Genomic DNA, 26,055 nt, shown 5'->3' on the forward strand with positions numbered 1-26,055 from the left:
ACCATGCCGCTCTGGTATTGGCTGGTGCCCGAACCCGTCCCCTACAGTGGTCCGCCACCATAACAACAAGGACACACCATGCGCTTCCCACTGTCGATGCTGGCGCTCGCCCTGCTGGCGCCCCTCCCGAGCCTGGCCACTACGGCGGCAAAGGATGCCACCCCGGCCACCCAGGCCAGCAACCAGCAATGGCTGCAACGCCTGCCGTTCGATGACCACGGGGATTTCGAAGCGGCCCGGCGCGGGCTGCTTGAACGCTTCGACGGGCCGGTCGCGACCGCCGATGGCAAGACTGTGTGGGACCTGGGCCAGTATCGTTTTCTCGACCCGACGCAGGCCCCGGCCACGGTAAACCCGAGCCTGTGGCGCATCGCCCAGCTGAACACCATCGCCGGCCTGTTCAAGGTCACCGAAGGCATCTACCAGGTCCGCGGCCTGGACTTGGCCAACATGACCATCGTTGAAGGCCAGGACGGGCTGATCGTGCTCGATCCGCTGCTGGCCGTCGAAACCGCCAGGGCCGGCCTTGAACTGTATTTTCGGCACCGCCCGCGCAAGCCGGTGACCACGCTGATCTACACCCACCCGCACATCGACCATTTCGGTGGCGCGCGCGGGGTGATCGACGAGGCGGACGTAAAGGCCGGCAAGGTCCAGGTCATTGCACCCGAAGGCTTCTTCGAGCATGCCATCGGCGAAAACGTGCTGGCCGGCCCGGCCATGAAGCGCCGCGCCCAGTACATGTACGGTGCCCCCCTGCCCCGCGGGCCACGCGGCCAGGTGGATGCCGGGCTGGGCAAAGGGGTGCCGGCCAACGCCACCGTCAGCCTGATAGCGCCGACGCTGGAAATCAGCCAGCCGCTGCAACGCATGACCCTCAGCGGCGTGGAGGTAGAGTTCCAGTTGACCCCTGGCACCGAAGCGCCAGCGGAGATGAACATCTACTTCCCTGGGCTCAAGGCTCTGTGCATGGCCGAGAACGCCACCCACGTGCAGCACAATGTGCTGACCCTGCGCGGTGCGCTGGTACGCGACCCGAAAGTCTGGGCGCACTACCTGGACCAATCGCTGTTGCGTTACGGCGACCAGGCCGAGGTAGTGTTCGCCCAGCATCACTGGCCGACCTGGGGCGGGCCGGCAATCCGCGAGTACCTGGCCGACCAGCGCGACATGTATGCCTTCATCGATAGCCAGACCTTGCGCCTGATCAACCAGGGCCAGACACCAATGGAAATCGCCCAGAGCCTGGCCAACCTCCCGCCGCGCCTGGCCAGCAAGTGGTACAGCCGCGACTACTATGGCTCGCTCAGCCATAACGTACGTGCGGTCTACCAACGCTACATGGGCTTTTACGATGGCAACCCGGCCAACCTCGACCCACTGCCGCCGCAAGCTGCCGGCAAGCGCTACGTGGCGGCAATGGGTGGCGCCGATCAGGTGCTGGCCCAGGCACGCCAAGCCTTTGCCGAAGGTGACTACCGCTGGGTCGCGCAGTTGGTGAACCATCTGGTATTCGCCGAACCGGGCAATACCGCAGCGCGCGAACTGCAGGCCGATGCGCTGGAACAGCTGGGTTACCAGAGCGAGAACGCTACCTGGCGCAACGCCTACCTCAGCGGCGCCCAGGAGCTGCGCGGCGGAATAGCCGCCGCCACCGGCAGTGGCGGCAATGCCGACGACATGGTGCGGGCACTGACCCCAAGCCTGTTCTTCGATTACCTTGGGGTACGGGTGGATGCCTTCAAGGCGGCGGAGAGCGACCTGAGCATCAACTGGCGCTTCACCGACCTGGGTGAAGACTACGCCCTGACCCTGCGCAACGGCGTGCTCACCCATCGCGACCTGGCTCGTCACGCCCAGGCCGATGTGCAGGTGAGCATGAGCAAACAGACATTGGACCGCATTGCCCTGAAGCAGACCGGGTTCCTCAAGGAGGCCACGCTGGGCGAGATCTCCATCGAAGGTGAGCGGGTGAAGTTCCTGCGTTTCATGGGCGGCCTGGAGAACGCCGATTCCCGTTTCAACATCGTGACCCCTTGAGCGTCGGCATCTTCGCCGGCAAGCCCGCTCTCACAGGTACCGCAATGGCGTCTGGATTCACATCGTACCTGTGGGAGGGGTTTCAGCCCCCGTTCGCCAACCGGTACAACCCTGCCAGCGCCATCAGGCACACTGCGCTGCCCAGTGCCACTACCGGCAGAATCGCAGGCCGACCGCGCTCGACCCGCAACATCGCCAGGCCCTCGCTGTAGCGCCGTCCCTGGCGGGTCAACAGCGTCAGCGTTGCGAAGCCGACTACTGCCGCCAGCGCCAGGTCGCCCTGGCGCAAAGCCAACCCCGCGACCGCCACCAGCGCCAACCAGGTACGCCGCCAAGCCAGTTCGGTGCGTTCGGCCTGCAAGCCCGGATCAGGCATGCCAGCGCGGCCACAACACGACAGCGGCCATCAACGCCGCGATCAGGCAACCCAGTGCCAACAGCGGCACCAGCGCCGGCAGCGGCAATGGCCGGCGCTGTCGCAAGGCACGCTCCACCCGCAGCCAACGCAGGCAGGCGCCGGCGCTCAGCAACATGCTCAGCAACATCAGGCTGCCGACAAGCCAGAGCCGAAGCGGCGCCTGCAGGGCCTGGCCGGCAAAGGTCTCGATGGCAATGCCACCTCCCAGCAACGCCAGCGCGGTACGGATCCAGGCCAGGAACGTGCGCTCGTTGGCCAAGGTGAAGCGAGGGTCGGGCGCCTCGCCCTGCCCCAGCAGACGCCGAGCCCAGTCCGGCCGTGGTTCAAACGCGTCCATCAGCGCACGCCAAAGCTGCGCAGGGCGCCGGGAGAAAAATACGAAAGGCTGGTGCGAACATTGAAGTCGAACGGGCGACGTTGCTCGTTGATCAGCCCCGACGCATGGTAGCGGCCACTCTTGAGGTCATAGGTGACCTCCATTGCGTTGACCGCCACCTCGCCGCCTGGGTGGTAGAAGCTGTGGGCCTGTGATGTACGCCACAGATGGCCGCCAGCATCGTAGCTGTCGGTTTCGAGAATGGCCCAGGTGTCTTCGTCCACATAGAAGCGTCGCTTGGCATAGATGTGCTGTGCGCCGGGCTTCAGCGTCGCCTCCACCACCCACACCCGGTGCAGCTCGTAGCGTGTAGGCGCCGGATTGACATGACCAGGCCTGATCAGCTCGGCATAGCGCAGCTCGGGCGATGCCAGGCGGTAGCTGTTGTACGGCACGTGCAGGGCCTGCTTGCCCAGCAGCTTCCACTGGTAACGGTCGGGGGCGCCATTGAACATGTCGCGGCTGTCGGCAGTACGCAGGCCTGCGGTGCCAGGCCCCGTGGTGTCGTAGGCGATGTTCGGCGCGCGCCGCACACGCCGCTGACTGGCACTGTAGACCCAGGACAAGCGGGGCTCGGCTACCTGGTCAAGGGTTTCGTGAACCACCATGGCATCACCGGCAAGCCGTGATGGTGCCGTCATGCGGTAGGTGAAGTAATACAACACATTGCCTGCACCCAGCCCACCCAGGCCTTCCGGGCGGGCTACATCCTGGCGCGCGCTCATCAGCACGAAGCGGCCGTTCTTGAACGGTGTGACGCTGTCGGACATCTGAATGTAACTGGCATTGCGGTGCCGGGTCAGATGGTTCCAGATCACTTCCAGCCCGTTGTCCGGCCGGGGAAACGCAATCACTCCATTGAACCCGCGCAGGCCGTTGCCCTGGTCATCCAGCTGCGCCTGCGCTGCATTGCGGGCGGCCGAGGCGGCGACGCCGGCAGGCACCGCGACACTGCGATGGGTGGGGTAGACCGGCAGCTCGAAGGTGTGCGGGAAGCGCTTGAGCAAGGCTACCTGGCCGTCGGAAAGCTGGCCCTGGTAACGCCGATAGTTGGCCGCCGTGATCCGGTACAGCGGCTGTTCGGCGGCATACGGATCCAGCGGCGTGCCGTTGTCACCCAGGCGCTGCTGGGCGACGCTCAACCCGCCTTGCCAGGCCGGGATACGGCCGTCCGGGCTGGCCGCGCGTTCGGCGCCCACAGGGGTGAGGTTGTCTGGCAGGCCTGTCGCAGCCAGCGCGCCGCTGGCCCAGAACAGGCCGATCATCACCATTCGCATATTCATCATCATGCCCTCAGAAGGTGACGCCCAGGCTCAGCGAGACAAAGTCCCGGTCACCACGGGTGCCATAGTCGCCATCGATAAAGTCGGTGTACGACAGGCTCAGGCTGTAGGTACTGGCAAGCGTCGCATCCAGCCCGACGCTCATGGCCTTGGAGCCTTCGCTGAAAGCCGAGCCTTCCACCGGGCCTGTACCGTGCACATCGTGCGACCAGGACAGGTTCGGCCGCAGGTCGAAGCCGGCGATCACGTTGGGGTAGGTCAAGGTCGCGCGTAACCGGTAGCCCCAGGAGAACGGGGTCATGAAGCCTTGGTCGTTACAGTGCTCTGGCGTCTTGGAAATCGCCCGGCAGACGCTGTTGTCCGCCAGCTCGCCACTGTTGAAGGTACCCGAGCGGCCGTAACGCGGGCCTGCGCCGCCCTCCAGCCCGCCGACGTAGGTGGCCCCGGCCTCGCCCACCAGTAGCATCTGGTTGGCCCCCAGCACCTGACTGAAGGCATGTACGGCGGTCACCTGAAGCTGGGTCACCTCCTTGCGCCGGTAGCCGTCAAACAGGGTGCTGGCGCTTTCTGGCCGCAGCCCGTCGCCCAGCAAAGGCGAACGCCCCTCGACGTTGAGCAGCGACTGGATGATGTCGGTACCGTTGAGTTGCATGGGCATATTCGGCCGGTAACTCAGCTCACCCTGCAGGGCCGTACCGCTGCGCAGGGTGGTGGCGAACGACAACCCGTACATGCGGATGTCCTCGGGGTACTGCACACGGTACTGGGAGGTACCCAGGCGCAATGCACCGACCAGCGACTGACCGGCAGCGGAGCCGAGGAACCCGGCGCAGCCGGCCGGGCCGATACCCAGGTTGGCGCACAACTGGGGGGCGAAGCGGCTGTTGTCGAAATAAGGGCTGCTGACCGTCCCCAGATAAGGCGTGCGGCTGTGATAGTTGGCTGCGTAGGCACCGAACTCGGTGTCCAGCGCCGCCACGTACCAGCGCAACGAAACACCCCACTGCCCGCCGTCGCGGGCATCCTGGTCACTGCCCCGGGGTATGCGCACGCCTTCGCTGGTCAGGTTCACGCCAAACGGTGCAAGGCCGGCCACGGCAGCCGGGTTGCCAAGCAACCTGGCTCCCACATCCAGGCCATCGCAACCATCGGGCAGAAAGTCGTTGTTGGAGAAGAACGTGCCACAGTTGTCGAGCTGGGTCTGGTCCCAGTCCAACTGGTAGAAGCCATCGACCGACAACGCCTCGGTCAGGTTCTGCGTGAAGTAGAACAGGTTCACCGGCACCAGCGCGTCCTTCACCTCGGAACCTGGGCGGCGCAGCGCCGCCAGGTTGAAGGGATTGATGACGTTCAGCCCGCCCTGGATGAAGGTGCTCTCGCCCCAGTTCACTACCTGCTTGCCCAGCCTTGCCGAGCCTGGCTGGCCATCGATGTCGTAGAGGTAGTAGCCAAAGGCGTCGAGCAGCTGGGTACCTGCGGTCTTGGCCGAACGCTTGCGGTTGTTGTCCTCGACCTGCTTGAAGCGCTGGTCATGGTCGCGCAGCGCCGTGTCGTACCAGTAGGTGCCACGCAGGAACACACCCAGGTTGGCATGTTTGAGCTCCAGATCATGGGTACCTTTGAACACTGCCGAAAATACATCACCCGAGGCAAAGTTCAGGCGGCCGTCATCACTGTTTGCACTATTGTGCAAAGCCGGGTCCGGGTTGGCAGTGGAAATGCTGGTGCCAAACGAAAACGCTGAATCAAACTGTCCTTCAAACTCTCCCAGATTAAATTGAACAGCCAGGGCAGGCACAGAAAAAAGTGCAGACGACGCAAGCAGCGACAACGGTCCCGAAAGACCAGAAGCACGAAATGCCATCACTCTTAACCTCTTATTGTGTTTATTCGAGAGTGAGTTGCGAGTTAGCGCCGAAACACGGCGCAAAGGCTTGTGTAAAAAGGGGCTGGGTAAATAAGTGAAAGTTTCTGTTATCCTCGATCCGGTGTTCCCCGATACTAAGTAGGCCACTAGAGCTGAACAAATAACGTCTCTCGATAGTTGCCATACCACTTCGGCATAGCCTGAGAATTGCCATGACTTTGAAACAGCTGCGTTACCTGATTGCCATTGTCGAAGCCGGCAGCTTCTCCAACGCCGCGCGCCACGCGTTCATTGCCCAGCCAGCATTGAGCCGTCAGATAGGACTGCTGGAAAGCGAGCTGGAAATGCAGTTGCTGGCGCGCCAGCATGACGGCATCGAGCTGACCGATGCAGGGCGCCAGCTGTACGAAGTGGCACGCTCGGTGATACAGAAGCTTGATTCGGTGAAGGACGAACTCAAGTCCAGCCGCGGCAACCCCAAGGGCCACGTGGCCATCTCGATTCCGGCCACGGCTTCGGCGCTGTTGTTGCCAGCCATCATCACCCAGGCGCAGGCGCGCTTTCCTGGTATCAAGCTCACCGTATGGGACGGCCTTAGCCGCGAAGGCGGCCAGGCGATCGAGCTGGGCAAGGTGGATTTCGGTGTGGTGCCCAATGCCGAGGAGCTGGCGCACATTGTCGCCGAGCCCGTGTTCTCCGAAGACCTGTACTGGGTCGGCCTGCCTGCGCATGGTCCGGACGATTCACCGATCACCCTGGCCGAGGCCGCGTCGAGCCGGCTGGTAATGCCGCCGCGCAGCCTGCACCTGCGCAGGCGCATCGAGCAGGCGGCCATGGAAACCGGCGTGGCCCTGGATTCAAGCTATGAACAGCAGTCTGCGCCCGGCATAGCCAGCCTGGTACGCGCCGGCCTGGCGGCGACCATCAGCAACTGGCCGCCATTGCTGGACCTGGCCGCCCCGGCCAGCGCGCGGCTGATCGTGGAGCCGCGCATCACTCGTACGATTGCCCTGGCCCATTCGCAACACAAGCCATTGTCGTTCGCCGCCGCCTGCATGCGCGACCTGGTGCGCGGGCTGCTCGTGGATGCGGTGCGCAGCGAGCGCTGGAAAGGCACCCTGATCGAGCGTGCCCCCTCCCCCAGCAGAGCCTCTGACGCAGCGCAGGTCAGGCCCGGGCCAGCGCAGCCGTGCCCACCTGAAGCAGCCGTTGGCGGGTTTTCTGAGGGTCCATCCATACCAACCCTGTCAACCCGGCAATGACCAGCACCGCCCCGCATACCAGGAAGCCCTGGCCATACCCTGCCGGGTGGTCGGCTCCGGCGCCCTGCACCAGAAACCCCGTGACTACGGGTGCCGCCAGCCCGGCCAGCGAAGCGATACCATTGCCGATAGCCAGGATGCCGCCACGCTGCCCGCTGGGCGTGAACTCCGCCAGCATGGCTGGCCCCACCGAGTACATGACCAGCGCCAGCCCGCCACTGAAAGTCAGGCTCATGATTCGCTCGACATTCCCCAGGCCCGGCAGGAACAATGCCGCCGACAACAACCCGCTGGCAATCAGGCACAGGGACACGAAGGCTCCGCGCGACCAGCGTGTCGCCACCCCGGCGCGCATCATGCGCTGCGACAGCCAGGCCATGAACAGGCTCAGCGGCGTGGTCACCACCACGAAAAGCACGAACACCCGACCGGTCATGATCGGGTCGATGCCCAACCCGGTTTCCAGATAACTCGGCACCCACGTCAAGGTCAGGGCCAGCGACCAATTGGCGGCGAAGTGGCACAGGTAATTGCCCAGCACGGTGCGGTCGCCGAGCAGACGGCGGTAGGCGATGTGCGCCTGTTCTTCCCTGGGCTGGCCGGGGCGGCTGCGGTCAAGAGTACCCTCGCGCCCCAATGCCCACCACAGCACGCACCATACCGCGCCGATCAAAGCCAGCACGATGAAGTTCATGCGCCAGCCATAGTGCACGCTGATCCATGGAATCATTGCGCCTGCCACCAGCAGCCCAAGTGCACTACCGGTATGCAACAGCGCCACCGGCAGGTTGCGCCGGTCGTTGGGGAACCACTTGTACAAGGCATGGGTTGCCACCGGTGACGCTGGCCCTTCGCCGATGCCCAGCAGCACCCGGCAAGCGACAATAGCCCACAGGGAGGTGACGAACAGCATGGGCAACTGGATCAGCGCCCAGAACGCGCCCATGCCCAACAGCAGGGTGCGGGTCGGCCGGCGGTTGGCCATGAAGCCACCGACCACTGCAGAGATGGCGAAGAACCAGTGCAGCGCGCCGCCCACCAGGCCGAACTCGGCCGGGGACAAACCCAGTTCCCTGGACATGGGTACCGCTACAAGGCCGATGACCACCTTGTCCAGGAAGTTCACCAGCATAAGCAGTGCCAGCAGTACCGCAATCATCCAGGCCGTGCCTGCACGCGCGCGGGGGTCAGTATGAGTCATGTCGATCTCTCTTATTGTTCTTGTGGGAGAGCCCGGCCACTGGAGGCCGGGCGTGCAGTTTCACTGCTCGGGCATGAGCACGCCCTTGGCAATGGTGTTGCGCTGGATTTCGCTGGTCCCGGTAAGAATGCGCATCATACGGGTCGCACGGAAGATCCACTCCACCGGGTTGCCCCGCAACAGCCCGGCCCCCCCATGAATCTGCACCGCGCGGTCGGCGATGCGGAAGGCCGTTTCCGATACGAACAACTTGCACATCGGCGCCTGGGTGCGGATATCGCCACCGGCGTCATTCACCGCGGCAGTGGCATAGACCATGCTGCGTGCCGCATGCAGTTCGGTGGCCATGTCGGCGATCATGTGATTGATCGACTGGAACATCGCGATCGGCTGGCCAAACTGCTTGCGAGTGCGGGCGTAGTCCACCGTCAGGTTCAGTGCCAGGCCCGCCAGGCCCAGCATGGTTGGGCAATGCAGCAGACGATTGAGCGTGATGCGCCCCATTGCCAGCTTGAAGCCCTGCCCCTCCTCGCCAATGCGGTTGGCCACCGGCACTCGTACTTCATCGAGAAGGATGTCGCCATGGGCGCCGCCACCGGACATGACCGAGTAATCGCTTTCCACCCGCACGCCCGGCGCATCCAGCTCGACAAAGAATGCCGAGATCCCCTGGGCGCCACGCCCGGGGCCGGTGACCGCGAGCAGTATTGCGATATCGGCATAAGGCGCCCCGGAAATGTAGCGCTTGGCCCCGCTCAGCACGTAATGCTCGCCGTCGCGCCGAGCGGTAGTCCTGATCGCCGTGGCATCGGACCCGGCTTCACTTTCGGTCAGCGCGAAGCACACGGCCTTTTCGGCTCGGCACACCGGCTGCAGGAAAGCCTCGACCTGGGCCGGGCTGGCCACCTTGAACAGGTGGCCGACACGCGGCGGCCCGGAAAGCTCGCCGAGAATGTGCGGCGCCAGCATAGAGCCCGTCAGCACTGTGGCCTCCTTCACCGCACACAGGTCGGACACGCTCAATCCTGCACCACCAATCGTTTCGGGCAGCATGATGTTGTAGAAGCCCTGCTCGCACGAGCGTTGCCACACCTGCTGCAGCACCTCACGCGGGTGCGGTTCGGCCCAGCTGAGGCCGGCGCGTTGCTCCAGGGGCAGGATTTCGTTGCGAACGAAGCCGCCGATGGCCTCGATGATCTGTTTGGCCTTTTCGCTTGGCTGGTACATGGCAATTCCTCAGGTCAGATGCGGCGTTCGCTGTTTTGCCAGTAGGCGTCTCGAATCAGGCGGCGCACCACTTTGCCGTTGGGGTTCTTCGGCAGCTCGCTGACGAAGTCCACCCCACGCGGTTTCTTGAACCCGGCAAGAGCCTGGGCGCAATGCTCGATCACCTCGTGCTCCTGCAGCTGCATGCCAGGCTTGAGCACGATCACTGCCCGCACCGCTTCGCCCCACTGTTCGTCGGGCACGCCTACCACGGCAGCCTCGAACACTTGCGGCAGGCTGTAGAGCACCTGCTCGACTTCGCTGGGGTAGATGTTGAAGCCACCGGAAATGATCATTTCCTTCTTGCGGTCGACGATGAACACGTAGCCCTGCTGGTCCACCGTGGCCAGGTCGCCGGTGAGGTAGTAGCCATCACGCATAACCTCGGCGGTGAGATGCGGTGCGCGCCAGTAGCCCTGCATGATGTCCGGTCCCTTGACCACGATCTCGCCCACCTCGCCTGGCTGGACATCGCGGAAATCGTCGTTCACCACACGCAGGTCGGTCTCGAAGTAGCATCGTCCGCACGAGGCCAGCCGGCGGTAGTCGCCGCCTTCACACAGGTGGTCCTGCTCGGTCAGCACCGTCACCAGCGAGCAGGTTTCGCCAGCGCCGTAGCCCTGGGCAAGAATCGGCCCGAACACTTCGATAGCCCGCTTGACCAGCGCTGGCGCCATTGGCGCTGCGCCATACATCACCAGGCGCAGGCTGCTCAGGTCATAGCGCTCGACCCCGGGAAAATTGACCAGACGGTTGATCATGGCCGGCACCAGGAACAACCGGGTCACGCCCTCGCGCTGGATGGTCTCGAGCAGCAACTGGTCATCGTAGCGTTCCAGCAACAGGCTGCAGGCACCCACCGCCAGCAGCGGCATCAGCTGCATGCCGCTGGCATGGGTGATGGGGCCGACATGGGCCATGATGTCGCCTGGGCCGGCACGCCGGGTGGGGCTGGCGATGCTCTTGCGGATCAGCGCCTTGCGGTTGCCGACGCTGAGCATTGCTGCCTTGAGCACACCGGAACTGCCCGAGGTGTAGTGCAATACGGCCAGTGCATCGTCAGGCAGATCGCAACTGACCGGCTGGCTGCTGCCTTGGGCCAGCAGTGCGCCGTAGCCGATATCGCCGCCCTGCTCGCCAAGGGTAACGATCAGGCGTAGCGCAGGCACCTCCTGCCTGCGCGCCAGCAAGGCCTCGGCAGCTTGCGGGTCGGCGATCAGCGCGACGCTGCAGGCGTCATTCAGTACCTGGATCACTTCATCCAGCGCCAGGCGTGCATTGACCGGGACCTTGACCAGGCCGGCCTTGTAGAAAGCCACCTCAGCCTCCACCAGCTCGACCCGGTTGGGAGCCAGGATCGCGACATGTTCGCCGCTGGTGATGCCGTGGGCCAACAAGGCCGAGGCCAACTGATTGGTCCGCTGTTCAAGCTGCGCGAAGGTGAGGCGGGTGTGGCGGTCGATCACCGCCAAGCGCTCAGGCCAGTATCTTGCACTTCGACTGGTTAGGGTTGCGAGGTTCACGTTGTTGTTCTCGTCGCGGTTAAGACCCGGTCGATGCTAAACAGCGTGCGGTCGGAGCAAGTAATACCAGTTACGTATGCGGCCCATAACGGTTTGCACTGGACCACATCGCATGAGCGGCAGTGGTGATGACACATCGCTTGCAAATGACACTTTGTGTCATTAATATCGATTTTGTGTCCTGATAGCGCTTCGCGCCAATCAGCCTTTATAGGCCCTTCATGCAGGTACAGCCCATGACGACCACCATGCAGACCCCCAAGGATCAGCTCGTCAAACTCGCCCAGCAGCAGATGCTGACGGCGCTGGCCGACAACACCTACACTCCTCGCCAGAAACTCGCCCTTACCTGCCGCATCCTGTTCGACGGCGGCCACGACTCGGGCCTGGCCGGGCAGATCACCGCCCGCGCCGAGCAGCCTGGCACCTACTACACGCAACAACTCGGCCTGGGCTTCGACGAGATCGCCGCTTCCAACCTGCTGGTGGTCGACGAAGACCTCACCGTGCTGCAAGGCCGCGGCATGGCCAACCCGGCCAACCGCTTCCATAGCTGGCTGTACCGCGCACGCCCCGACGTCAACTGCATCATCCACACCCACCCACTGCACAGTGCCGCCCTGTCGATGCTGGAAGTGCCACTGGCGATCTCGCACATGGACCTGTGCCCGCTGTTCGACGACTGCGCGTTCCTCAAGGAATGGCCCGGCGTACCAGTGGGCAACGAAGAAGGTGAAATCATCTCCAGGGCGATCGGCGACAAGCGCGCGATCCTGCTTTCCCACCACGGTTTGCTGATCGCCGGCCGCTCGATCGAGGAAGCCTGCGTCCTTGCCATGCTGTTCGAGCGCGCGGCAAAGATGCAGCTGCTGGCCATGGGCGCCGGTGAAATTCGCCCCATCCCGGATGCCCTGGGCAAGGAAGCCCACGACTGGATCTCCACCCCCAAACGTCATGGTGCCGCGTTCAGCTATTACGCGCGCCGTGCCTTGCGTGCCCATGGCGACTGCCTGGGCTGACTGAAGCTGTACTCTTTCCCCAACAACGGCAAAGGTGCCTGGTTATGTCTACACCTGTAATTCGCGGCGTTATCGGCTACACCATCACTCCCTTCAAGGCAGACGGCGCGCTCGACCTGGATGCCCTGGGCCTGTCCATCGACCGCCTGATAGAGGACGGCGTGCACGCCATCGCACCGCTGGGCAGCACCGGCGAAGGCGCCTACCTGTCCGACAGCGAATGGGAAACGGTGGTGCGCTTCAGCCAGGCACGCATCGCCGGCCGCGTGCCCAGCGTGGTCAGCGTCTCCGACCTGACCACCGCACGCACCGTGCAGCGCGCCCGCCTGGCACAGGCCTGCGGCGCCACGGCGGTGATGGTGCTGCCCATCTCCTACTGGAAGCTCACCGAAGCCGAAGTGGTCGCCCACTACAAGGCGGTGGGCGCGGCCATCGACATTCCGATCATGCTCTACAACAACCCGGGCACCAGCGGTACCGACCTGTCGGTGGAGCTGATCCTGCGCATCCTCGGCGAAGTGCCCAATGTGACCATGGTCAAGGAAAGCACCGGCGACATCCAGCGCATGCACCGCCTGTTCAAGGCCACCGATGGCCAGGTGGCCTTCTACAACGGTTGCAACCCGCTCACCCTGGAAGCCCTGGTGGCCGGTGCCACCGGCTGGTGCACCGCCGCGCCCAACCTGATCCCGGCGCTGAACCTGGCGCTGTGGGACGCGGTGCAGCAAGGCAACCTGGCCGAAGCTCGCGCGTTGTTCTACCGGCAGTATGAACTGCTGGAGTACATCACCCGCCGTGGCCTGCCCACCACCATCAAGGCCGGTTTGAAACTGCTCGGCCAGGATGTCGGCGCTCCACGCCTGCCCCTGCAACCACTGGATGCGCAAGGCAGCGACTACCTGAAGAGCATGCTGGTAGAACTGGCCGACTGACCGTGACAACTGCCCGGCGGCGTCTTGCTGCCGGGCTTCATCCTGGCGACGTTGCTCGCCCTTGGCCAGACTCGACCTGGCGCAACACCTTCGCCAGTTTCGCCACGGCCATCGCCAGCTCGCCAGGGGTATGCGCCGCAAACCCCATCAGCAATCCCGCCTCCCCTTTCGTCGACGCATACAGGCCACTTAGCCCCAGCAGGTCGATACCAGCGGCCTGCGCCGCCTTCACGACCTGTTCTTCAGGCATCGGCCTGGTGAAAACACAAGGCATCTGCATGCCGCCTGCGGGCACACGCGCGACAAGAAAGTCCGACAGCTGTGCCTGCACCAATGCCGCCAGGGCATCGCGGCGCTCCGCATAGATCGCCCGCATCAAGCGCACATGGGCGCCGAAGTGCCCGCCTTCGATGAACCTGGCCAAGGTCAGTTGCGCCAGCGAAGCCGTATGCCCGTCCTGCAAGGTTCGCGCAGCGATCATCGGCTCGACCAGTTGCGGCGGCAAGACCATGTAGGCAATGCGCAAGCCGGCGAACAGGGACTTGGTGAACGTGCCGATGTAAACCGTACGGTCGTGGGCATCCAGGCCTTGCACGCACGCGGTGGGTTTGCCGGCATAGTGAAACTCGCTGTCGTAATCGTCCTCGATGATCCAGGCGCGTTGTTGCCGCGCCCACTCGATCACCGCCAGACGCCGGTCCAGGGACAGGGTAACGCCAGTAGGGAACTGATGCGAAGGGGTCAGGAAAACAGCCCTGGCATGGGGAGCCAGCCGTGTTATCTGCTCGACCTGCATGCCGTCCGTGTCCACGGCCACGGCGATGCAATGCAGGCCAGCAGCACCCAGCGCCTTCCTGACCCCATGGTAGGCCGGGTCTTCGATAACCACTTGGTCGCCCGCGTCGGCCAATACGTGGGCACACAGGCTGAACGCCTGCTGTGAACTGGTAAGGATGAGCACGCGGTCAGCCGTGGCCTGTGCGCCACGTTCAAGATTGACGTAATCGGCAATAGCCCGCCGCAGTGGCTCGGTACCTTGCGCGCTACTGGGCTGCAATGCCTGGGAGCCATGTTCCTTGAACACCTGCCGTTGCAGCTTTTCCCAGGCCTGCAACGGGAAGTTGCGGGTTTCCGCCACCCCCGGCGCAAACGGCCGAGAAACGAAGAAATTGTGCACTCCGCCCTCCTGGCACAGCGCCTGGCCACGACGGCTGATTGCCGACGGTTCGTCCGGGGCTTTCACCTTGCGGCCCCGGGGCTGGGCCGGCAGGTGCTGCGCACGGGGTGAAACGAAGCTGCCACTGCCCACCCGGCGCTCGATGAATCCTTCGGCGTGCAGCTGGCCATATGCAGCCTCGACCGTATCCCGTGACACAGCCAGCGAGGCCGCCAGCGCACGGGAGGCGGGCAACGCCTTGCCCACGGGCAACGCCCCTTCGAGAACAAGCTGGCGTATCGCACGCTGGATTCTTACGTGCAAAGGCAGTGACGCGCGCTCTGGGTCGCCGATCCAGGCTTTCACCGACTCCAGTTGTGCATGCTTGAACATTGGTATGGCCATGTGTGGAAAAGTGGTGGGGCTATACCGGCCATTCTAGCGCTATAAAAACCAGCCTTTCCAACTCTATGCGCCAGAACGACCGAGGCCTCGATGAACACGCCCGCACACACTGTTCCCACCCCGCTACGGCTGACAGACATCCTTCACCCCGTGGTGGCGGGGATCGTTTCGGTAATAGTCAATTATGGCGGCACCTTCATCCTGGTGTTCCAGGCCGCCAAGCTGGCCGGGCTGAGCCCGGCGCTGACCTCCTCGTGGGTCTGGTCAGTGTCGATCGGCGTCGGGCTCAGTGGCCTGGTCCTGTCCTGGTACAGCCGCGAGCCGGTGATCACCGCCTGGTCCACGCCGGCCGCTGCGTTCCTGGTCACAGCGCTGGCCAGCGTGCCCTACAGCGACGCCATCGGTGCCTACCTTCTGTCGGCAGGCGGCTTCGTGATGCTGGGAGTGACCGGTTACTTCGAGCGCCTGGTGCGGGCCATCCCGGGCGGAATTGCCGCCGGCCTGCTGGCGGGTATCCTGTTGCAATTCGGCATTGGTGCATTCGGCGGCCTCTCGGTCGACCCCGCCCTGGCCGGGCTGTTGATCGCAGCCTATGTAACATTCAAACGCTTTACCGCCCGCTATGCCGTAGTAGGCATTCTGCTGCTGGGCCTGGGCTACCTGCTACTGCAGGGCCAGGTGGACCTGACAGCGCTCAGGCTGGAATTCGCCACGCCGTTGTTCACCGCGCCCACCTTCTCCCTCAACGCCGCCCTGAGCGTGGCCCTGCCGTTGTTCCTGATCACCCTTACCGGTCAGTACATGCCAGGCATGCTGGTGCTGCGCAACGATGGCTTCAAGACCAGCGCCAATCCGATCGTGGCAGTCACTGGCCTGGGGTCGTTGCTGATGGCACCGTTCGGGTCGCACGCCTTCAACATCGCTGCCATCACCGCCGCCATCTGCACTGGCAAGGAAGCCCACGAAGACCCGGGCAAACGCTGGGTCGCGGGCATCGCTGCCGGTGTCTGCTACATCCTCGTAGGGGTATTCGGGGTCACCCTGGCCAGTGTGTTCATGGCCCTGCCGGCCACCTTCATCACCACGCTGGCCGGCCTTGCACTGCTGGGCACCATCGGCGCCAGCCTGGCCAACGCAATGGCAGATGCCCGTTCACGCGAAGCGGCACTGATCACATTCCTGGCCGCGGCAGCCAACATCAACCTGTTTGGCATTGGCGGGGCATTCTGGGGGCTGGTCATTGGCTTGCTGGCCTATGCCGTACTGAACGGCCGCCTACCCGGTTTCTGCCACTTCTCCCGGTAAGCGGGCTTTCCACCATCCTGCCGTGCGCCAGGTGCGCACGCCGTACAACAGGTATCGACATGCCCAAAGCTGGCCCCAAGCTTCTTACCCAAATTGCTGCCGTACACTTCGTCAGCCATGTGCACATCATGCTTATCCCGGCGCTGCTACCCGTGCTCCCCGACTTGCTGGGGGTAGGGTTCGTCGAACTCGGCGCAGCCCTGGCCGTGTTCAATATCGTCTCCGCCCTGGTGCAGGCACCGCTAGGCTATGCCGTCGACCACTACGGTGCGCGCAAGGTGCTCAAGGCGGGCTTGCTGCTGGGCAGCATCAGTTTCCTGCTGGTTGCTGTCAGCCCCAGCTACATCCTGCTGTTGGTGGCGATGGCCATGGCCGGCCTGGCCAATGGCGTGTACCACCCGGCCGACTACGCGCTGCTGGCCAACGGCATCGAACAAGGCCGCCTGGGGCGGGCGTTCTCGATCCATACCTTTGCCGGCTTCCTCGGCTCGGCGGTAACGCCAGCTATATTTCTCGGCATCGCTGCACTATTCGGCACGCAGGCTGCCCTGATGGCGGGCTCGGCTGCGGGGGTTGCCGCCTTGCTGTTGATATCGGTTCCAGGCAATGGAATCCACCACGTTGCCAAGCCTGGCAAAGGCGGCGCTGGCCCCACTGCAGCAGGTCGCGCGCGACTGTTCACGCCCATGCTCGGGCTGCTGACGGTCCTGTTCATCTTGCTCAACCTGAGCACCAGTGCCATCGAGAAGTTCTCCGTGGCCGCCCTGGTCCAGGGCCAAGACCTGACCCTGGCCTGGGCCAACACGGCACTCACGGCCTTTCTGCTCAGCAGCGCTGCAGGTGTACTGTGCGGTGGGGCCCTGGCTGACCGGACCCGGCGTCACGGCCTGGTGGCGGCCTCGGCCTTTGCCCTGGCTGCCGCGTTGACAACGCTGGTGGCCCTCGGGCTGCTTCGGGGCTGGGGGTTGGTGGTGGTTCTCGGTGCCATTGGCTTGCTGACCGGGATCATCGCCCCGTCGAGGGACATGCTGGTGAAGGCGGCGGCACCGAGCGGCGCCGAGGGCAAAGCGTTCGGGCTGGTCTCGACCGGCTTCAGCATCGGCGGTGCCCTCGGGCCGGTGGCGTTTGGCTGGATGCTCGACCAACGCCTGCCTCATGGCATCTTCGTGGCATCGATCGTGTTCATGCTGCTGACGGTGCTGCTGACCTTGGCACAGGAGGCCTACCTGGCCAGGAAGCACCGACAGCCTGTCTAGCCCCAGGGCTGCTTTGCAGCCCTTTCGCAATGCAAGGCAGATCCAGCAGAACAGCACATGGCCATTGATTCATCTGCGCACTGGCTACTCAGGCGACCGGATTGGCATGCACCACCCTCCCACCTGCCCCCGGCCGATTGACGAACAACACATCCAGCACACTGCCGTGCAACCCCTTTAACGCATTCCAGTTCGCTGATGCATGCACGTACCTGTCTCGCAACAATCGCTGCTCATCCTCGGTCAACCCGGGCTCGTCGCATTCACCCAGGGCAAACGCATGCAACTTGCGGCTGATGCCCAGCAGTTCATCCGGCAGCCGGTGCTCGACCTGCCCGCCCAGTTGCGCAAACGGCACACCAGCGCGCACCGCCAGCTCCCGCATGATGCTCAGGTACACCCGCGACAGCTGCCCCGCCACTTCCCGTTCGCGGTACACCGCCGCATATACCTGTTTTTGCGCCTCGCTAGGCAGGCCACCGGCAATCGGAACCTCCCAGGCCAGCACACGCGGCCTGGGCGCGCCCATTTCGCCAAACGACGACGCCAGCAACGCACTGACTGTGGCATGCACACGCGTGTGCTCGGCGCGCATTCTCAGCGGCACCCGCTGAGAATGCGGTTTGCACAGCAGCACCTGCTCCTGCGTGGTATCCGGGTAACCACCGCCAATGTTCGAGTGCACGCCTGGCAACACGATGTCATGGCCGCTGCGTACCAGCGGGAAGTTGTGCCGCTGCTCGTCCCCCGCCACCAGCTGCACCATTTGCCGGGCAATGCCCGCGCCCAGGCCAAGGCGCAAGCCACCATGGCGGTCGTCGGCAGGATCGAAGTCGCCCTGCAGCGGCGCGATAATTGCCGCAACCGTGTCGAACAGGCCGATGAAGTTGATCACGATGCCACAGGGCACAGCCAACAGGCTGCTGCCGCCATCATGCAGCAGGTTGGCCAGATGACGCACAGCCGCAGCGCCGCGGCTGAAACCGAACAAGTCGAACTCGACCCGCTCGAGCCTTGCCTTTGGGTGCGCCTGGCGCCAGTCCCGCAGTTGCCCGGCAATCCCCGCCAAGGCCTCGGTGACACGCGCCTCGGCCCCTCTACGCCCACACCCGGTGGCCGAGGCATAGGCATGATCCGCCTCCCCCGCCAGGGTGCCCACGCCCTCGACATAGCGCTTCAGAAACGCCATGGTCCCATCAGCATTGGCCCCCTGCGTCGGGTACAGTGCATGCAACAGGGCCACATTGCTCAAGGCATTGGCATAACTGCCCCCCTTGTTCCCCGGTGCATCCACCGGCATCACATTGCTCAGGTTGTTACCGGTGCCATCGAAGAACACGCCAAAACGCAGGGTGACCGGCGTGATGCGTGCAGTGCTACAGCTGTTCAGGTCCATCGTCGTGCTTCCTGCTTGTACCAAAAGCACAAGCAGGCGCCAGCACGCTGCTGCGGAACATCAGCCAATGGCCAGCGATACACAGGACATTTCCGGACCTGCATGGCCCCCGGCAAGGATAAATTTCCCTACCGCCATTGGTCGCCACCCCCCCGGATGGATTAAAGTATCACCCCTTGCCAGGGCAGCTGCTTCCAGCCGCCTGCGGCCCCATACCAGGAACCGTCACCGATGGAACACCGTGAAGCGCTGATCGCGCTGCGCACCTTTCTTTCTTCCCAGATCCTAGGCCAGGAGAAACTGGTCGAGCGGCTGTTGATCGTGCTCCTGGCAGACGGCCACATGCTGGTCGAAGGCGCGCCGGGCCTGGCCAAGACCAAGGCCATCAAAGAGCTCGCCGAAGGCATCGAGGCGCAGTTCCATCGCATCCAGTTCACCCCCGACCTGCTCCCGGCCGACATCACCGGCACCGAAATCTACCGCCCGGAAACCGGCAGCTTCGTGTTCCAGCAGGGGCCGATCTTCCACAACCTGGTGCTGGCCGACGAAATCAACCGCGCCCCGGCCAAGGTGCAGTCCGCACTGCTCGAGGCCATGGCCGAACGCCAGGTCAGCGTGGGCCGCAGCACCTACGACCTGTCGCCGCTGTTCCTGGTCATGGCCACACAGAACCCGATCGAGCAGGAAGGCACCTACCCGCTGCCCGAAGCCCAGCTCGACCGCTTCCTGATGCACGTGAAAATCGGCTTCCCCGACGCTGCGGTAGAGCGGCGCATCCTGTTGCAGGCCCGTGGTGAAGCCCTGGGCGGCGAGACCAAGCCCGAGCGCCGGGTCAGCCAGCAGGCGATCTTCGCCGCCCGCAAGGAAATCCTTGGCCTGTACATGGCCGACGCGGTGGAGGAATACCTGGTGCAACTGGTGATGGCCACCCGCACCCCGGCCAAGTTCGATGCCGAACTGGCCGACTGGATCGCCTACGGCGCCAGCCCGCGTGGTTCCATTTCGCTGGACCGCTGCGCGCGCGCCCACGCCTGGCTGGCCGGGCGCGATTTCGTCAGCCCCGAAGACATCCAGGCGGTGCTGTTCGACGTGCTGCGCCACCGCATCATCCTCTCGTTCGAGGCCGAGGCGGCAGGGATCGACCAGGACCGCGTGGTCCAGCGCATCCTCGACGTCGTCGCCGTTGCCTGAGCCCATGCCCACTGCATCGCTGGCCGAACCCGGCATCCGCATCGGCCTTGCCGAACTGATCGACATGCGCCACCGCGTGCGCGAAATCCAGCTGTTTTCCCGGCCCGGCCAGCGCAGCCCGCTGGTGGGCCTACACCACTCCAAGCTGCGCGGGCGCGGCGTGGACTTCGACCAGGTGCGCGTCTACCAGGCTGGCGACGATGTGCGCAACATCGACTGGCGGGTTACCGCGCGTACCCAGGAGCCGCATACCAAGCTGTTCCACGAAGAGCGCGAACGGCCCATCTTCATTCTTGTCGAGCAGAGCCAACGGCTGTTCTTCGGCTCGGGGCTGATGTTCAAGTCGGTGCTGGCCGCCCAGGCTGCAGCGCTGTTCGGCTGGGCCGCGCTGGGCCATAACGACCGCATTGGCGGGTTGGTGTTTGGCGACAACGAGCACCACGAAATCAAGCCCCGGCGCAGCAAGCAGAGCCTGCTGCAACTGCTCAACCGCCTGGCCAAGGTCAACCAGGCGCTGCACACCGAGGCCACGCCCGGTGCCGACAGCCTCGGCCTGGCCCTGCGCCGCGCCCGCGAAGTGCTGCGCCCCGGCAGCCTGGCCATCGTGATCTGCGATGAGCGCTCGCTCACTGCCCAGGTGGAGCAGCACCTGGCCATGCTCTCGCGCCATTGCGACCTGCTGTTGATGCCGGTGTCCGACCCGCTCGATCATGCCCTGCCCGCCGCCGGCCTGCTGCGCTTCGCCCAGCGCAGCGCGCAGCTGGAGCTCGACACCCTGGACGCCAACCTGCGCCAGGCCTACCGCCAGCAGGCCGAAGCGCGTATCGAGCGCTGGGAGCTGATGGCGCAAAAGCTGCGCGTGCTGCTGATGCCACTGAGCACCCAAAGCGACATGATCGAGCAACTGCGCGAGTACCTGAACGCCCAGCGGCCACGGAGCGCGTCATGAAGAGCAGCGGCCAATGAACCCGCTTGATCAACTGCAGCCGCTGATCGCCCCCGCGCCGATCGGCCTTTGGCCACCGGCACCCGGCTGGTGGCTGCTGCTGGCCGTGCTGCCGCTGTTGGCCTGGGGCCTGTGGCGGGTGCGCCACTGGCGCCCGGGCAAACGCCGTATCGTGCGTGCCGAACAACCCTTGGACCCGGTACGCGTGGAAGCACTGGCCGAACTGGCCCGCCTGCCGCGCCCCTACGACGGCGCCCCGGCCGGGGCGTGGCTGCAACAGATCAACGCCCTGCTCAAGCGCCTGTGCCGCAGCCACTACCCGGGTGCCAACAGCCATACACTCAACGGCCGCCAGTGGCTGGCGTTTCTCGACAACCGCTGCCCGGCCGCCGGCCTGACCCGCTGGATGGTACTGGTAGAGGGCGCCTACAAACCCGAGTGCAAGCTCGACGACAAGGCCATCGCCGGGCTCAGCCAAGCCGTCGAAACCTGGATTCGCAAGCATGTTTGAACTGGCCTGGCCGTGGGTCTTCGCCCTGTTGCCGCTGCCGTGGCTGGCGCGCCTGGTGTTGCCGGCCGCCGACAGCGGCGAACCGGTGCTCAAGGTGGGCTTCCTCGACGAACTGGAAGACCTGGCCGGGCGCCGCGCAAGGCTCAACCTGCCGACCTGGCGCCAGCAGGCGCCCTTTGTCGTCATCTGGCTGCTGCTGCTGTGCGCCGCCGCCCGCCCGCAATGGCTGGGCGAGCCGGTGCCAGTGGCTGCCAGCGGCCGCGACCTGCTGGTGGCGGTGGATGTGTCCGGGTCGATGGACTTCCCCGACATGCAGTGGCAGAACGAAGAAATCAGCCGCCTCGACCTGGTCAAGGCGCTGCTCGGTGACTTCCTGCAGGAGCGCGAGGGCGACCGCGTGGGCCTGATCCTGTTCGGCAGCCAAGCCTACCTGCAGGCGCCGCTCACCTTCGACCGGCGCACCGTGCGCACCTTCCTCGACGAAGCGCAGATCGGCATCGCCGGCAAGAACACCGCCATCGGCGACGCCATTGGCCTGGCGGTCAAGCGCCTGCGTCAACGGCCGGCACAAAGCCGGGTGCTGGTACTGATCACCGACGGCGCCAACAATGGCGGGCAGATCCACCCGTTGACCGCCGCCCGCCTGGCAGCCCAGGAAGGCGTGCGCATCTACACCATCGGCATCGGCGCCAACCCCGAAGCCAGTGGCACCCCCGGCCTGCTCGGCCTGAACCCGAGCCTGGACCTGGACGAAGCCTCGCTCAAGGAAATTGCCGATATCACCCACGGCACCTACTTCCGCGCCCATGACGGCGCCGAACTGGACGCCATCGGCGACACCCTCGACCAGCTCGAACCGGTGGCCCAGCAACCGACCCAGGCGCGCACGGCCAAGGCCCTGTATGCCTGGCCCCTGGCCCTTGCCCTGCTGCTGAGCGTGCTGCTGGTGCTGGCCGTGCAATGGCCCGACAACCTGCTGCACCGCCTGCTGCGCAAGCCGCGCTTCCTGCAACCGCACCCAGAATGGCGCCAGCGCCTGAAGCGCCTGCGCCTGAGGAGGCGGCGATGATCGAACTGTGGCCCGAATGGTTGCGCCCGCTCTGGCTGCTGGCCGTACCCCTGCTCGCCTGGCTGCTGTACAAACTGTGGCACCGGCGCAAGCGCGCCGGGCGCTGGCAGATGATTCTGCCACCGGCGTTCCATGGCGTCCTGCTCGGCGGTGGCAGCGGCAGCACCAGCAAGCTGCCGTGGGTGGCGCTGGGCCTGGCCTGGGTGCTGGTGATCCTGGCGCTGCTCGGGCCGAGTTGGCAGCGCGTGGAAGAAAGCCGCCAGCGCCCGGCCGACCCACTGGTGATCCTGCTCGAACTGACCCCGCAGATGCTCGCCGAGGACAGCCCGCCCAACCGCCTGGAGCAGGCGCGGCGCAAAATCCTCGACCTGCTGGAGCACCGCCGCGACAGCCAGACCGCGCTGGTGGTCTACGCTGGCTCCGCACACACCCTGGTGCCGCTGTCCGATGACTTGGCCACCAGCCGCAACCTGCTCGAGGCGGTCGACCCATCGATCATGCCCAAGCCCGGCCAGCGCGCCGACCTGGCCGTGCAAAAAGGCCTCGCCCTGCTTGCCCAGAGCGGCCTGGGCCAGGGCCGCCTGCTGCTGATCGGCTCGTCGCTCAGCGCCCCGGAGCGCGAAGGCATCGCCCAGGCCCTCGGCCGGCAGGGCCCGAGCCTGTTGATGCTGGGCATCGGCAGCAGCGAAGGCGCACCGGTGCGCCAGGCCAATGGCGAATACCTGAAGGACGACCAGGGCGGCATCCTGTTGCCACGCCTGGACAGCGCCAGCCTCAAGGGCTTCATCAACGGCACCGGCGGGCGCTACCGGCATGCTCGCATCGACGACCTCGACCTGCGAGGCCTGGGCCTGTTCGACAGCCCGCGCACCGGGCGCAATGATGGCCAGACCCTGCAATTGGACAGCTGGGCCGACCAGGGGTACTGGCTGCTGCTGCCGCTGTTGCTGCTGGCCGCCTGTGCCGGCCGACGCGGCTGGCTGTTCTGCCTGCCGCTGCTGCTGGCCCTGCCCCAGCCCAGCCAGGCCTTCGAGTTCAACGACCTGTGGCTGCGCCCCGACCAGCAAGGCCAGCGCCTGCTGGAGCAGAACCGCCCGGCCAGCGCCGCGCGCCAGTTCCAGGACCCGCAATGGCGCGGCATGGCCCTGTACCAGGCCGGCGACTATGCCGGCGCTGCCGAAGCCTTTTCCCAAGGCGACACCGCCGCCGCACACTACAATCGAGGCAACGCCCTGGCCCGCAGCGGTGAGCTGGAAGCCGCGCTGGACGCCTACGAACAAGCCCTGGAACGCCAACCCGACCTGCAAGCGGCGCTGGACAACCAGGCACTGGTGCAGCAACTGCTGCAACAGCGCGAGGCCACTGCCGAGGAACAACCGGCCAGCAGCGATACCCAAGGCACGCCCGGCAGCGAAACCGAAGGCAACAGCAGCTCGGCCAGCAGCCCGGCCCAGGGCACGCCCGGCAACGACGAACAGGCCAGCGCCGAACAGCCCGGCGAAGGCAGCAGCAACAGCCAGGTAACGCCCGGCAACCAAGCGGGCGCGGACGACAGCGTCATCCAGCCGCCGCAGCGCCCGGTATCGACCAGCCTTGATACCGAACAGCGCCAGGCCTTGGAACAATGGCTGCGGGAGATCCCCGACAACCCGGCGGAGCTGCTGCGGCGCAAATTCTGGTATGAACAGCAATTGCATCAGGAAACCTCACGATGAGTCGCTTCGGCGTCTTTCTCCTCTGTCTGCTGTGGGCCGTGCTGGCCCAGGCCGAACCGTTGCTGCGCGCCAGCGTCGACCGTACCCGCCTGGAAGCCGGCGAAAGCCTGGAGCTGACTCTGGAAAGCCAGGACGTCACCCAGTTCGGCAAGCCCGACCTGCGCGCGCTGGAGGGTGACTTCGAAGTGCGCGGCACGCGCCAGCTGAACAGCCTGCACAGCCTCGACGGCGAAACCCGCGCCAGTACCCGCTGGATCATCACCCTGCTGCCGCGACGCAGCGGCAGCCTGCGCATCCCCGAACTGCAACTGGGCCAGTCGCACAGCCAGGCCATCGAACTGCAAGTGCTGCAGGCCGATGCCAGCCGCCAGGACAGTGCCTCGCAGGTGTTCATCGAAGCCACGCTCGACAGCAGCGAGGTCTACGTACAGGCCCAGGCCGTGCTCACCCTGCGCATCTACCATTCGGTGGCACTGTACGACGACAGCAGCCTCAGCCCGCTGCAACTGGAAAACGCCAAAGTCGAACCGCTGGGTGAATCGCGCACCTATGAAAAGGAAATCAACGGCGTCCGCCACGGCGTGATCGAAACCCGCTATGCCGTGTATGCCCAACAAAGCGGAACCCTCGACATCCCACCGTTGACTTTCACCGCCACCGCCGCCGCCAGCCAGGACGATGCCCCGCAAGCCAACGGCACGGCCCGGGCCGGCCACCAGGTGCAGGTCAGCTCGTTGCCATTGCGCCTGGCCGTGCGGCCGATTCCGGCGGCCTGGCCTGCTGGCGTGCCCTGGCTACCGGCCCGCAGCCTGGCACTTGAAGAGCACTGGAACCCCGACCCTGGCAACCAGCAGGTGCAGATTGGCGACTCGCTGACCCGCAACATCACCCTGCGTGCCGAAGGCTTGTCCAGCACCCAGCTGCCACCGCTGCCAGCCACCGAAATCACCGGCCTGCGCCGGTACCCCGACCAGCCATTGCTGCGCAACGAAATCAGCGAACGAGGGATGATTGCCAACCGCGAAGAGCGCGAAGCCTTGGTGCCGACCCACAGCGGCGCGCTGGCCCTGCCGGCGCTGGAAGTGGCCTGGTGGAATACCCGAGAAGACCACCTGGAGCACAGCAGCCTGCCGGCGCGCACGCTGAATGTGCAGGACAACCCGGCGCTGAGCGCCGACACCCCGGTCGGCGACAACAGCAGTGCCAGCAGCTTGCTGTGGCCCTGGCAGCTGGCCACCCTGGTGTTCGCCCTCACCACCGTGCTGGGCTTTGCCCTGTGGTGGCGCGCCCGCTCGCAGCCAGCGGTGCTGCGTGCCGCGCAGGCCGGGCCGAGCCCACGTACCTTGCTGGATGATCTCAAGCGCGCGTGCCAGGCCAACGACCCACAGGCAACCCGCCAGGCGCTGGACGCCTGGGCCCGCCAGCAGCCGGAGACCCTGGCCGAGATGGCGGCGCGGTTCGTGCCGTTGTCGGATGCACTGGATGGGTTGAATGGGGCGCTGTATAGCGAGAGCGGGCAGTATTGGCAGGGTGAAGATTTGTGGCGGGCGATCGGTACGATTCCCCCGGCTGAGCAGGTATTGCTGCCGACCGGCGAGAACGGCAGCCTGCCGCCGCTCTATCCCAAGTGATGTGCTGCCTGTGCAGGCCTCTTCGCGGGCATGCCCGCTCCCACAGTGACCGCGCCGGCCTGTAGGAGCAGCCTTGTGCTGCGAAGAGGCCATGACTGCCACAGACAGTCTTCTGTCATACCGGCCTCTTCGCAGCACAAGGCTGCTCCTACAGTCATTGGCTGCTTACACCCCCCCTGTGGGAGCGGGCGTGCCCGCGAACACCGGCGCAGCCGGTGCCACCGTAAGATATTTCTGAACCTGCCCCCCAATGCTTCAGGATCAACCCGCTTAGGAATTATCCTACG

General features: G+C 65.1%; 21 protein-coding genes. 12 read left to right on the forward strand and 9 right to left on the reverse strand.

The features are described from left to right. Positions 1-78 precede the first annotated feature (78 nt). Entirely contained in the window at positions 79-2,040 is a 1,962-nt protein-coding gene (locus IMX18_RS16495; RefSeq protein ID WP_023663035.1) for an alkyl/aryl-sulfatase, read from the forward strand. A gap of 82 nt (positions 2,041-2,122) precedes the next feature. Here IMX18_RS16495 and IMX18_RS16500 read toward each other — a convergent pair whose 3' ends face one another. From IMX18_RS16500 to IMX18_RS16515, 4 genes are read right to left on the reverse strand one after another with little or no spacing between them, the layout of a single operon-like run. Next, complete coding sequence (locus IMX18_RS16500) at positions 2,123-2,416, reverse strand: DUF202 domain-containing protein (RefSeq protein WP_015269475.1); 294 nt, start codon at positions 2,414-2,416, stop codon at positions 2,123-2,125. Continuing rightward, entirely contained in the window at positions 2,409-2,795 is a 387-nt protein-coding gene (locus IMX18_RS16505) for a YidH family protein (protein ID WP_015269474.1), read from the reverse strand. The genes IMX18_RS16500 and IMX18_RS16505 overlap by 8 nt, the downstream gene beginning before the upstream one ends. Next, positions 2,795-4,105, reverse strand: coding sequence for a DUF1329 domain-containing protein (locus IMX18_RS16510; RefSeq protein ID WP_015269473.1), 1,311 nt, complete (start codon positions 4,103-4,105; stop codon positions 2,795-2,797). Before IMX18_RS16510 ends, IMX18_RS16505 begins: the two co-directional genes overlap by 1 nt. 22 nt (positions 4,106-4,127) lie before the next feature. Further along, a complete protein-coding gene (locus IMX18_RS16515) occupies positions 4,128-5,981 on the reverse strand; it encodes a DUF1302 domain-containing protein (protein WP_043935454.1) in 1,854 nt (617 codons plus the stop codon). Between the two features lie 215 nt (positions 5,982-6,196). Between IMX18_RS16515 and IMX18_RS16520 the strand changes: the two genes are divergently transcribed. Further along, positions 6,197-7,246, forward strand: a complete 1,050-nt coding sequence (locus IMX18_RS16520; RefSeq protein WP_015269471.1) for a LysR family transcriptional regulator — start codon at positions 6,197-6,199, stop codon at positions 7,244-7,246. On the opposite strand, the gene IMX18_RS16525 is transcribed toward IMX18_RS16520, so the two are convergent. The 3 genes from IMX18_RS16525 to IMX18_RS16535 all read right to left on the reverse strand — a co-directional run bounded on the left by IMX18_RS16525 (position 7,152) and on the right by IMX18_RS16535 (position 11,236). Beyond that, a complete protein-coding gene (locus tag IMX18_RS16525) occupies positions 7,152-8,405 on the reverse strand; it encodes an MFS transporter (RefSeq protein WP_015269470.1) in 1,254 nt (417 codons plus the stop codon). The genes IMX18_RS16520 and IMX18_RS16525 overlap by 95 nt on opposite strands. Positions 8,406-8,507: 102 nt before the next feature. After that, positions 8,508-9,674 (reverse strand): acyl-CoA dehydrogenase family protein, encoded by a 1,167-nt coding sequence (locus IMX18_RS16530; RefSeq protein ID WP_015269469.1) that lies wholly within the window; start codon positions 9,672-9,674, stop codon positions 8,508-8,510. A 14-nt stretch (positions 9,675-9,688) separates the two neighbouring features. Then, on the reverse strand, positions 9,689-11,236 hold the full coding sequence (locus tag IMX18_RS16535) for an AMP-binding protein (RefSeq protein WP_039614530.1): 1,548 nt from the start codon (positions 11,234-11,236) through the stop codon (positions 9,689-9,691). 236 nt (positions 11,237-11,472) lie between these two features. On the opposite strand from IMX18_RS16535, the gene IMX18_RS16540 reads away from it, so the two are divergent. Next, entirely contained in the window at positions 11,473-12,255 is a 783-nt protein-coding gene (locus IMX18_RS16540; protein WP_015269467.1) for an aldolase, read from the forward strand. A 44-nt stretch (positions 12,256-12,299) separates the two neighbouring features. Then, positions 12,300-13,187 carry a dihydrodipicolinate synthase family protein gene (locus tag IMX18_RS16545; protein WP_054573345.1) on the forward strand — a complete coding sequence of 296 codons (888 nt, stop codon included), beginning with the start codon at positions 12,300-12,302 and terminating at the stop codon, positions 13,185-13,187. A 37-nt stretch (positions 13,188-13,224) separates the two neighbouring features. Here IMX18_RS16545 and pdxR read toward each other — a convergent pair whose 3' ends face one another. Continuing rightward, positions 13,225-14,736, reverse strand: coding sequence for a MocR-like pyridoxine biosynthesis transcription factor PdxR (pdxR, locus tag IMX18_RS16550; protein WP_191471874.1), 1,512 nt, complete (start codon positions 14,734-14,736; stop codon positions 13,225-13,227). A gap of 102 nt (positions 14,737-14,838) precedes the next feature. Here pdxR and IMX18_RS16555 point away from each other — a divergent pair, with 102 nt between their 5' ends. Beyond that, positions 14,839-16,053 carry a benzoate/H(+) symporter BenE family transporter gene (locus tag IMX18_RS16555; RefSeq protein ID WP_043935451.1) on the forward strand — a complete coding sequence of 405 codons (1,215 nt, stop codon included), beginning with the start codon at positions 14,839-14,841 and terminating at the stop codon, positions 16,051-16,053. 59 nt (positions 16,054-16,112) lie between these two features. Next, a complete protein-coding gene (locus tag IMX18_RS16560) occupies positions 16,113-17,309 on the forward strand; it encodes an MFS transporter (protein ID WP_054573347.1) in 1,197 nt (398 codons plus the stop codon). 88 nt (positions 17,310-17,397) lie between these two features. On the opposite strand, the gene IMX18_RS16565 is transcribed toward IMX18_RS16560, so the two are convergent. After that, complete coding sequence (locus IMX18_RS16565; RefSeq protein ID WP_139657577.1) at positions 17,398-18,705, reverse strand: T6SS phospholipase effector Tle1-like catalytic domain-containing protein; 1,308 nt, start codon at positions 18,703-18,705, stop codon at positions 17,398-17,400. A 231-nt stretch (positions 18,706-18,936) separates the two neighbouring features. Between IMX18_RS16565 and IMX18_RS16570 the strand changes: the two genes are divergently transcribed. Genes IMX18_RS16570 through IMX18_RS16595 form a run of 6 tightly spaced genes read left to right on the forward strand, consistent with a single transcriptional unit; the run spans position 18,937 to position 25,768 of the window. After that, complete coding sequence (locus IMX18_RS16570; protein WP_013971644.1) at positions 18,937-19,896, forward strand: AAA family ATPase; 960 nt, start codon at positions 18,937-18,939, stop codon at positions 19,894-19,896. A 4-nt stretch (positions 19,897-19,900) separates the two neighbouring features. Further along, entirely contained in the window at positions 19,901-20,845 is a 945-nt protein-coding gene (locus tag IMX18_RS16575; protein ID WP_013971643.1) for a DUF58 domain-containing protein, read from the forward strand. Between the two features lie 13 nt (positions 20,846-20,858). Next, a complete protein-coding gene (locus IMX18_RS16580) occupies positions 20,859-21,353 on the forward strand; it encodes a DUF4381 domain-containing protein (protein ID WP_015269461.1) in 495 nt (164 codons plus the stop codon). Next, complete coding sequence (locus IMX18_RS16585; protein ID WP_100413402.1) at positions 21,346-22,422, forward strand: vWA domain-containing protein; 1,077 nt, start codon at positions 21,346-21,348, stop codon at positions 22,420-22,422. The genes IMX18_RS16580 and IMX18_RS16585 overlap by 8 nt, the downstream gene beginning before the upstream one ends. After that, positions 22,419-24,137: a vWA domain-containing protein gene (locus IMX18_RS16590; protein WP_054573348.1), complete on the forward strand. Its 1,719-nt coding sequence runs from the start codon at positions 22,419-22,421 to the stop codon at positions 24,135-24,137. Before IMX18_RS16585 ends, IMX18_RS16590 begins: the two co-directional genes overlap by 4 nt. Further along, on the forward strand, positions 24,134-25,768 hold the full coding sequence (locus IMX18_RS16595; protein ID WP_217190283.1) for a BatD family protein: 1,635 nt from the start codon (positions 24,134-24,136) through the stop codon (positions 25,766-25,768). Before IMX18_RS16590 ends, IMX18_RS16595 begins: the two co-directional genes overlap by 4 nt. Positions 25,769-26,055 lie beyond the last annotated feature (287 nt).

The organism is Pseudomonas shirazica, assembly GCF_015168335.1.
Taxonomy (GTDB): Bacteria; Pseudomonadota; Gammaproteobacteria; order Pseudomonadales; family Pseudomonadaceae; genus Aquipseudomonas; species Aquipseudomonas asiatica.

Excerpts from the sequence above, each read along its gene's own strand:
- IMX18_RS16495 (WP_023663035.1), top strand. The coding sequence starts at position 79 with ATGCGCTTCCCACTGTCGATGCTGGCGCTCGCCCTGCTGGCGCCCCTC.
- IMX18_RS16500 (WP_015269475.1), bottom strand. The coding sequence starts at position 2,416 with ATGCCTGATCCGGGCTTGCAGGCCGAACGCACCGAACTGGCTTGGCGG.
- IMX18_RS16505 (WP_015269474.1), bottom strand. The coding sequence starts at position 2,795 with ATGGACGCGTTTGAACCACGGCCGGACTGGGCTCGGCGTCTGCTGGGG.
- IMX18_RS16510 (WP_015269473.1), bottom strand. The coding sequence starts at position 4,105 with ATGGTGATGATCGGCCTGTTCTGGGCCAGCGGCGCGCTGGCTGCGACA.
- IMX18_RS16515 (WP_043935454.1), bottom strand. The coding sequence starts at position 5,981 with ATGGCATTTCGTGCTTCTGGTCTTTCGGGACCGTTGTCGCTGCTTGCG.
- IMX18_RS16520 (WP_015269471.1), top strand. The coding sequence starts at position 6,197 with ATGACTTTGAAACAGCTGCGTTACCTGATTGCCATTGTCGAAGCCGGC.
- IMX18_RS16525 (WP_015269470.1), bottom strand. The coding sequence starts at position 8,405 with ATGATTGCGGTACTGCTGGCACTGCTTATGCTGGTGAACTTCCTGGAC.
- IMX18_RS16530 (WP_015269469.1), bottom strand. The coding sequence starts at position 9,674 with ATGTACCAGCCAAGCGAAAAGGCCAAACAGATCATCGAGGCCATCGGC.
- IMX18_RS16540 (WP_015269467.1), top strand. The coding sequence starts at position 11,473 with ATGACGACCACCATGCAGACCCCCAAGGATCAGCTCGTCAAACTCGCC.
- IMX18_RS16545 (WP_054573345.1), top strand. The coding sequence starts at position 12,300 with ATGTCTACACCTGTAATTCGCGGCGTTATCGGCTACACCATCACTCCC.
- pdxR (WP_191471874.1), bottom strand. The coding sequence starts at position 14,736 with ATGTTCAAGCATGCACAACTGGAGTCGGTGAAAGCCTGGATCGGCGAC.
- IMX18_RS16555 (WP_043935451.1), top strand. The coding sequence starts at position 14,839 with ATGAACACGCCCGCACACACTGTTCCCACCCCGCTACGGCTGACAGAC.
- IMX18_RS16560 (WP_054573347.1), top strand. The coding sequence starts at position 16,113 with ATGCCCAAAGCTGGCCCCAAGCTTCTTACCCAAATTGCTGCCGTACAC.
- IMX18_RS16565 (WP_139657577.1), bottom strand. The coding sequence starts at position 18,705 with ATGGACCTGAACAGCTGTAGCACTGCACGCATCACGCCGGTCACCCTG.
- IMX18_RS16570 (WP_013971644.1), top strand. The coding sequence starts at position 18,937 with ATGGAACACCGTGAAGCGCTGATCGCGCTGCGCACCTTTCTTTCTTCC.
- IMX18_RS16575 (WP_013971643.1), top strand. The coding sequence starts at position 19,901 with ATGCCCACTGCATCGCTGGCCGAACCCGGCATCCGCATCGGCCTTGCC.
- IMX18_RS16580 (WP_015269461.1), top strand. The coding sequence starts at position 20,859 with ATGAACCCGCTTGATCAACTGCAGCCGCTGATCGCCCCCGCGCCGATC.
- IMX18_RS16585 (WP_100413402.1), top strand. The coding sequence starts at position 21,346 with ATGTTTGAACTGGCCTGGCCGTGGGTCTTCGCCCTGTTGCCGCTGCCG.
- IMX18_RS16590 (WP_054573348.1), top strand. The coding sequence starts at position 22,419 with ATGATCGAACTGTGGCCCGAATGGTTGCGCCCGCTCTGGCTGCTGGCC.
- IMX18_RS16595 (WP_217190283.1), top strand. The coding sequence starts at position 24,134 with ATGAGTCGCTTCGGCGTCTTTCTCCTCTGTCTGCTGTGGGCCGTGCTG.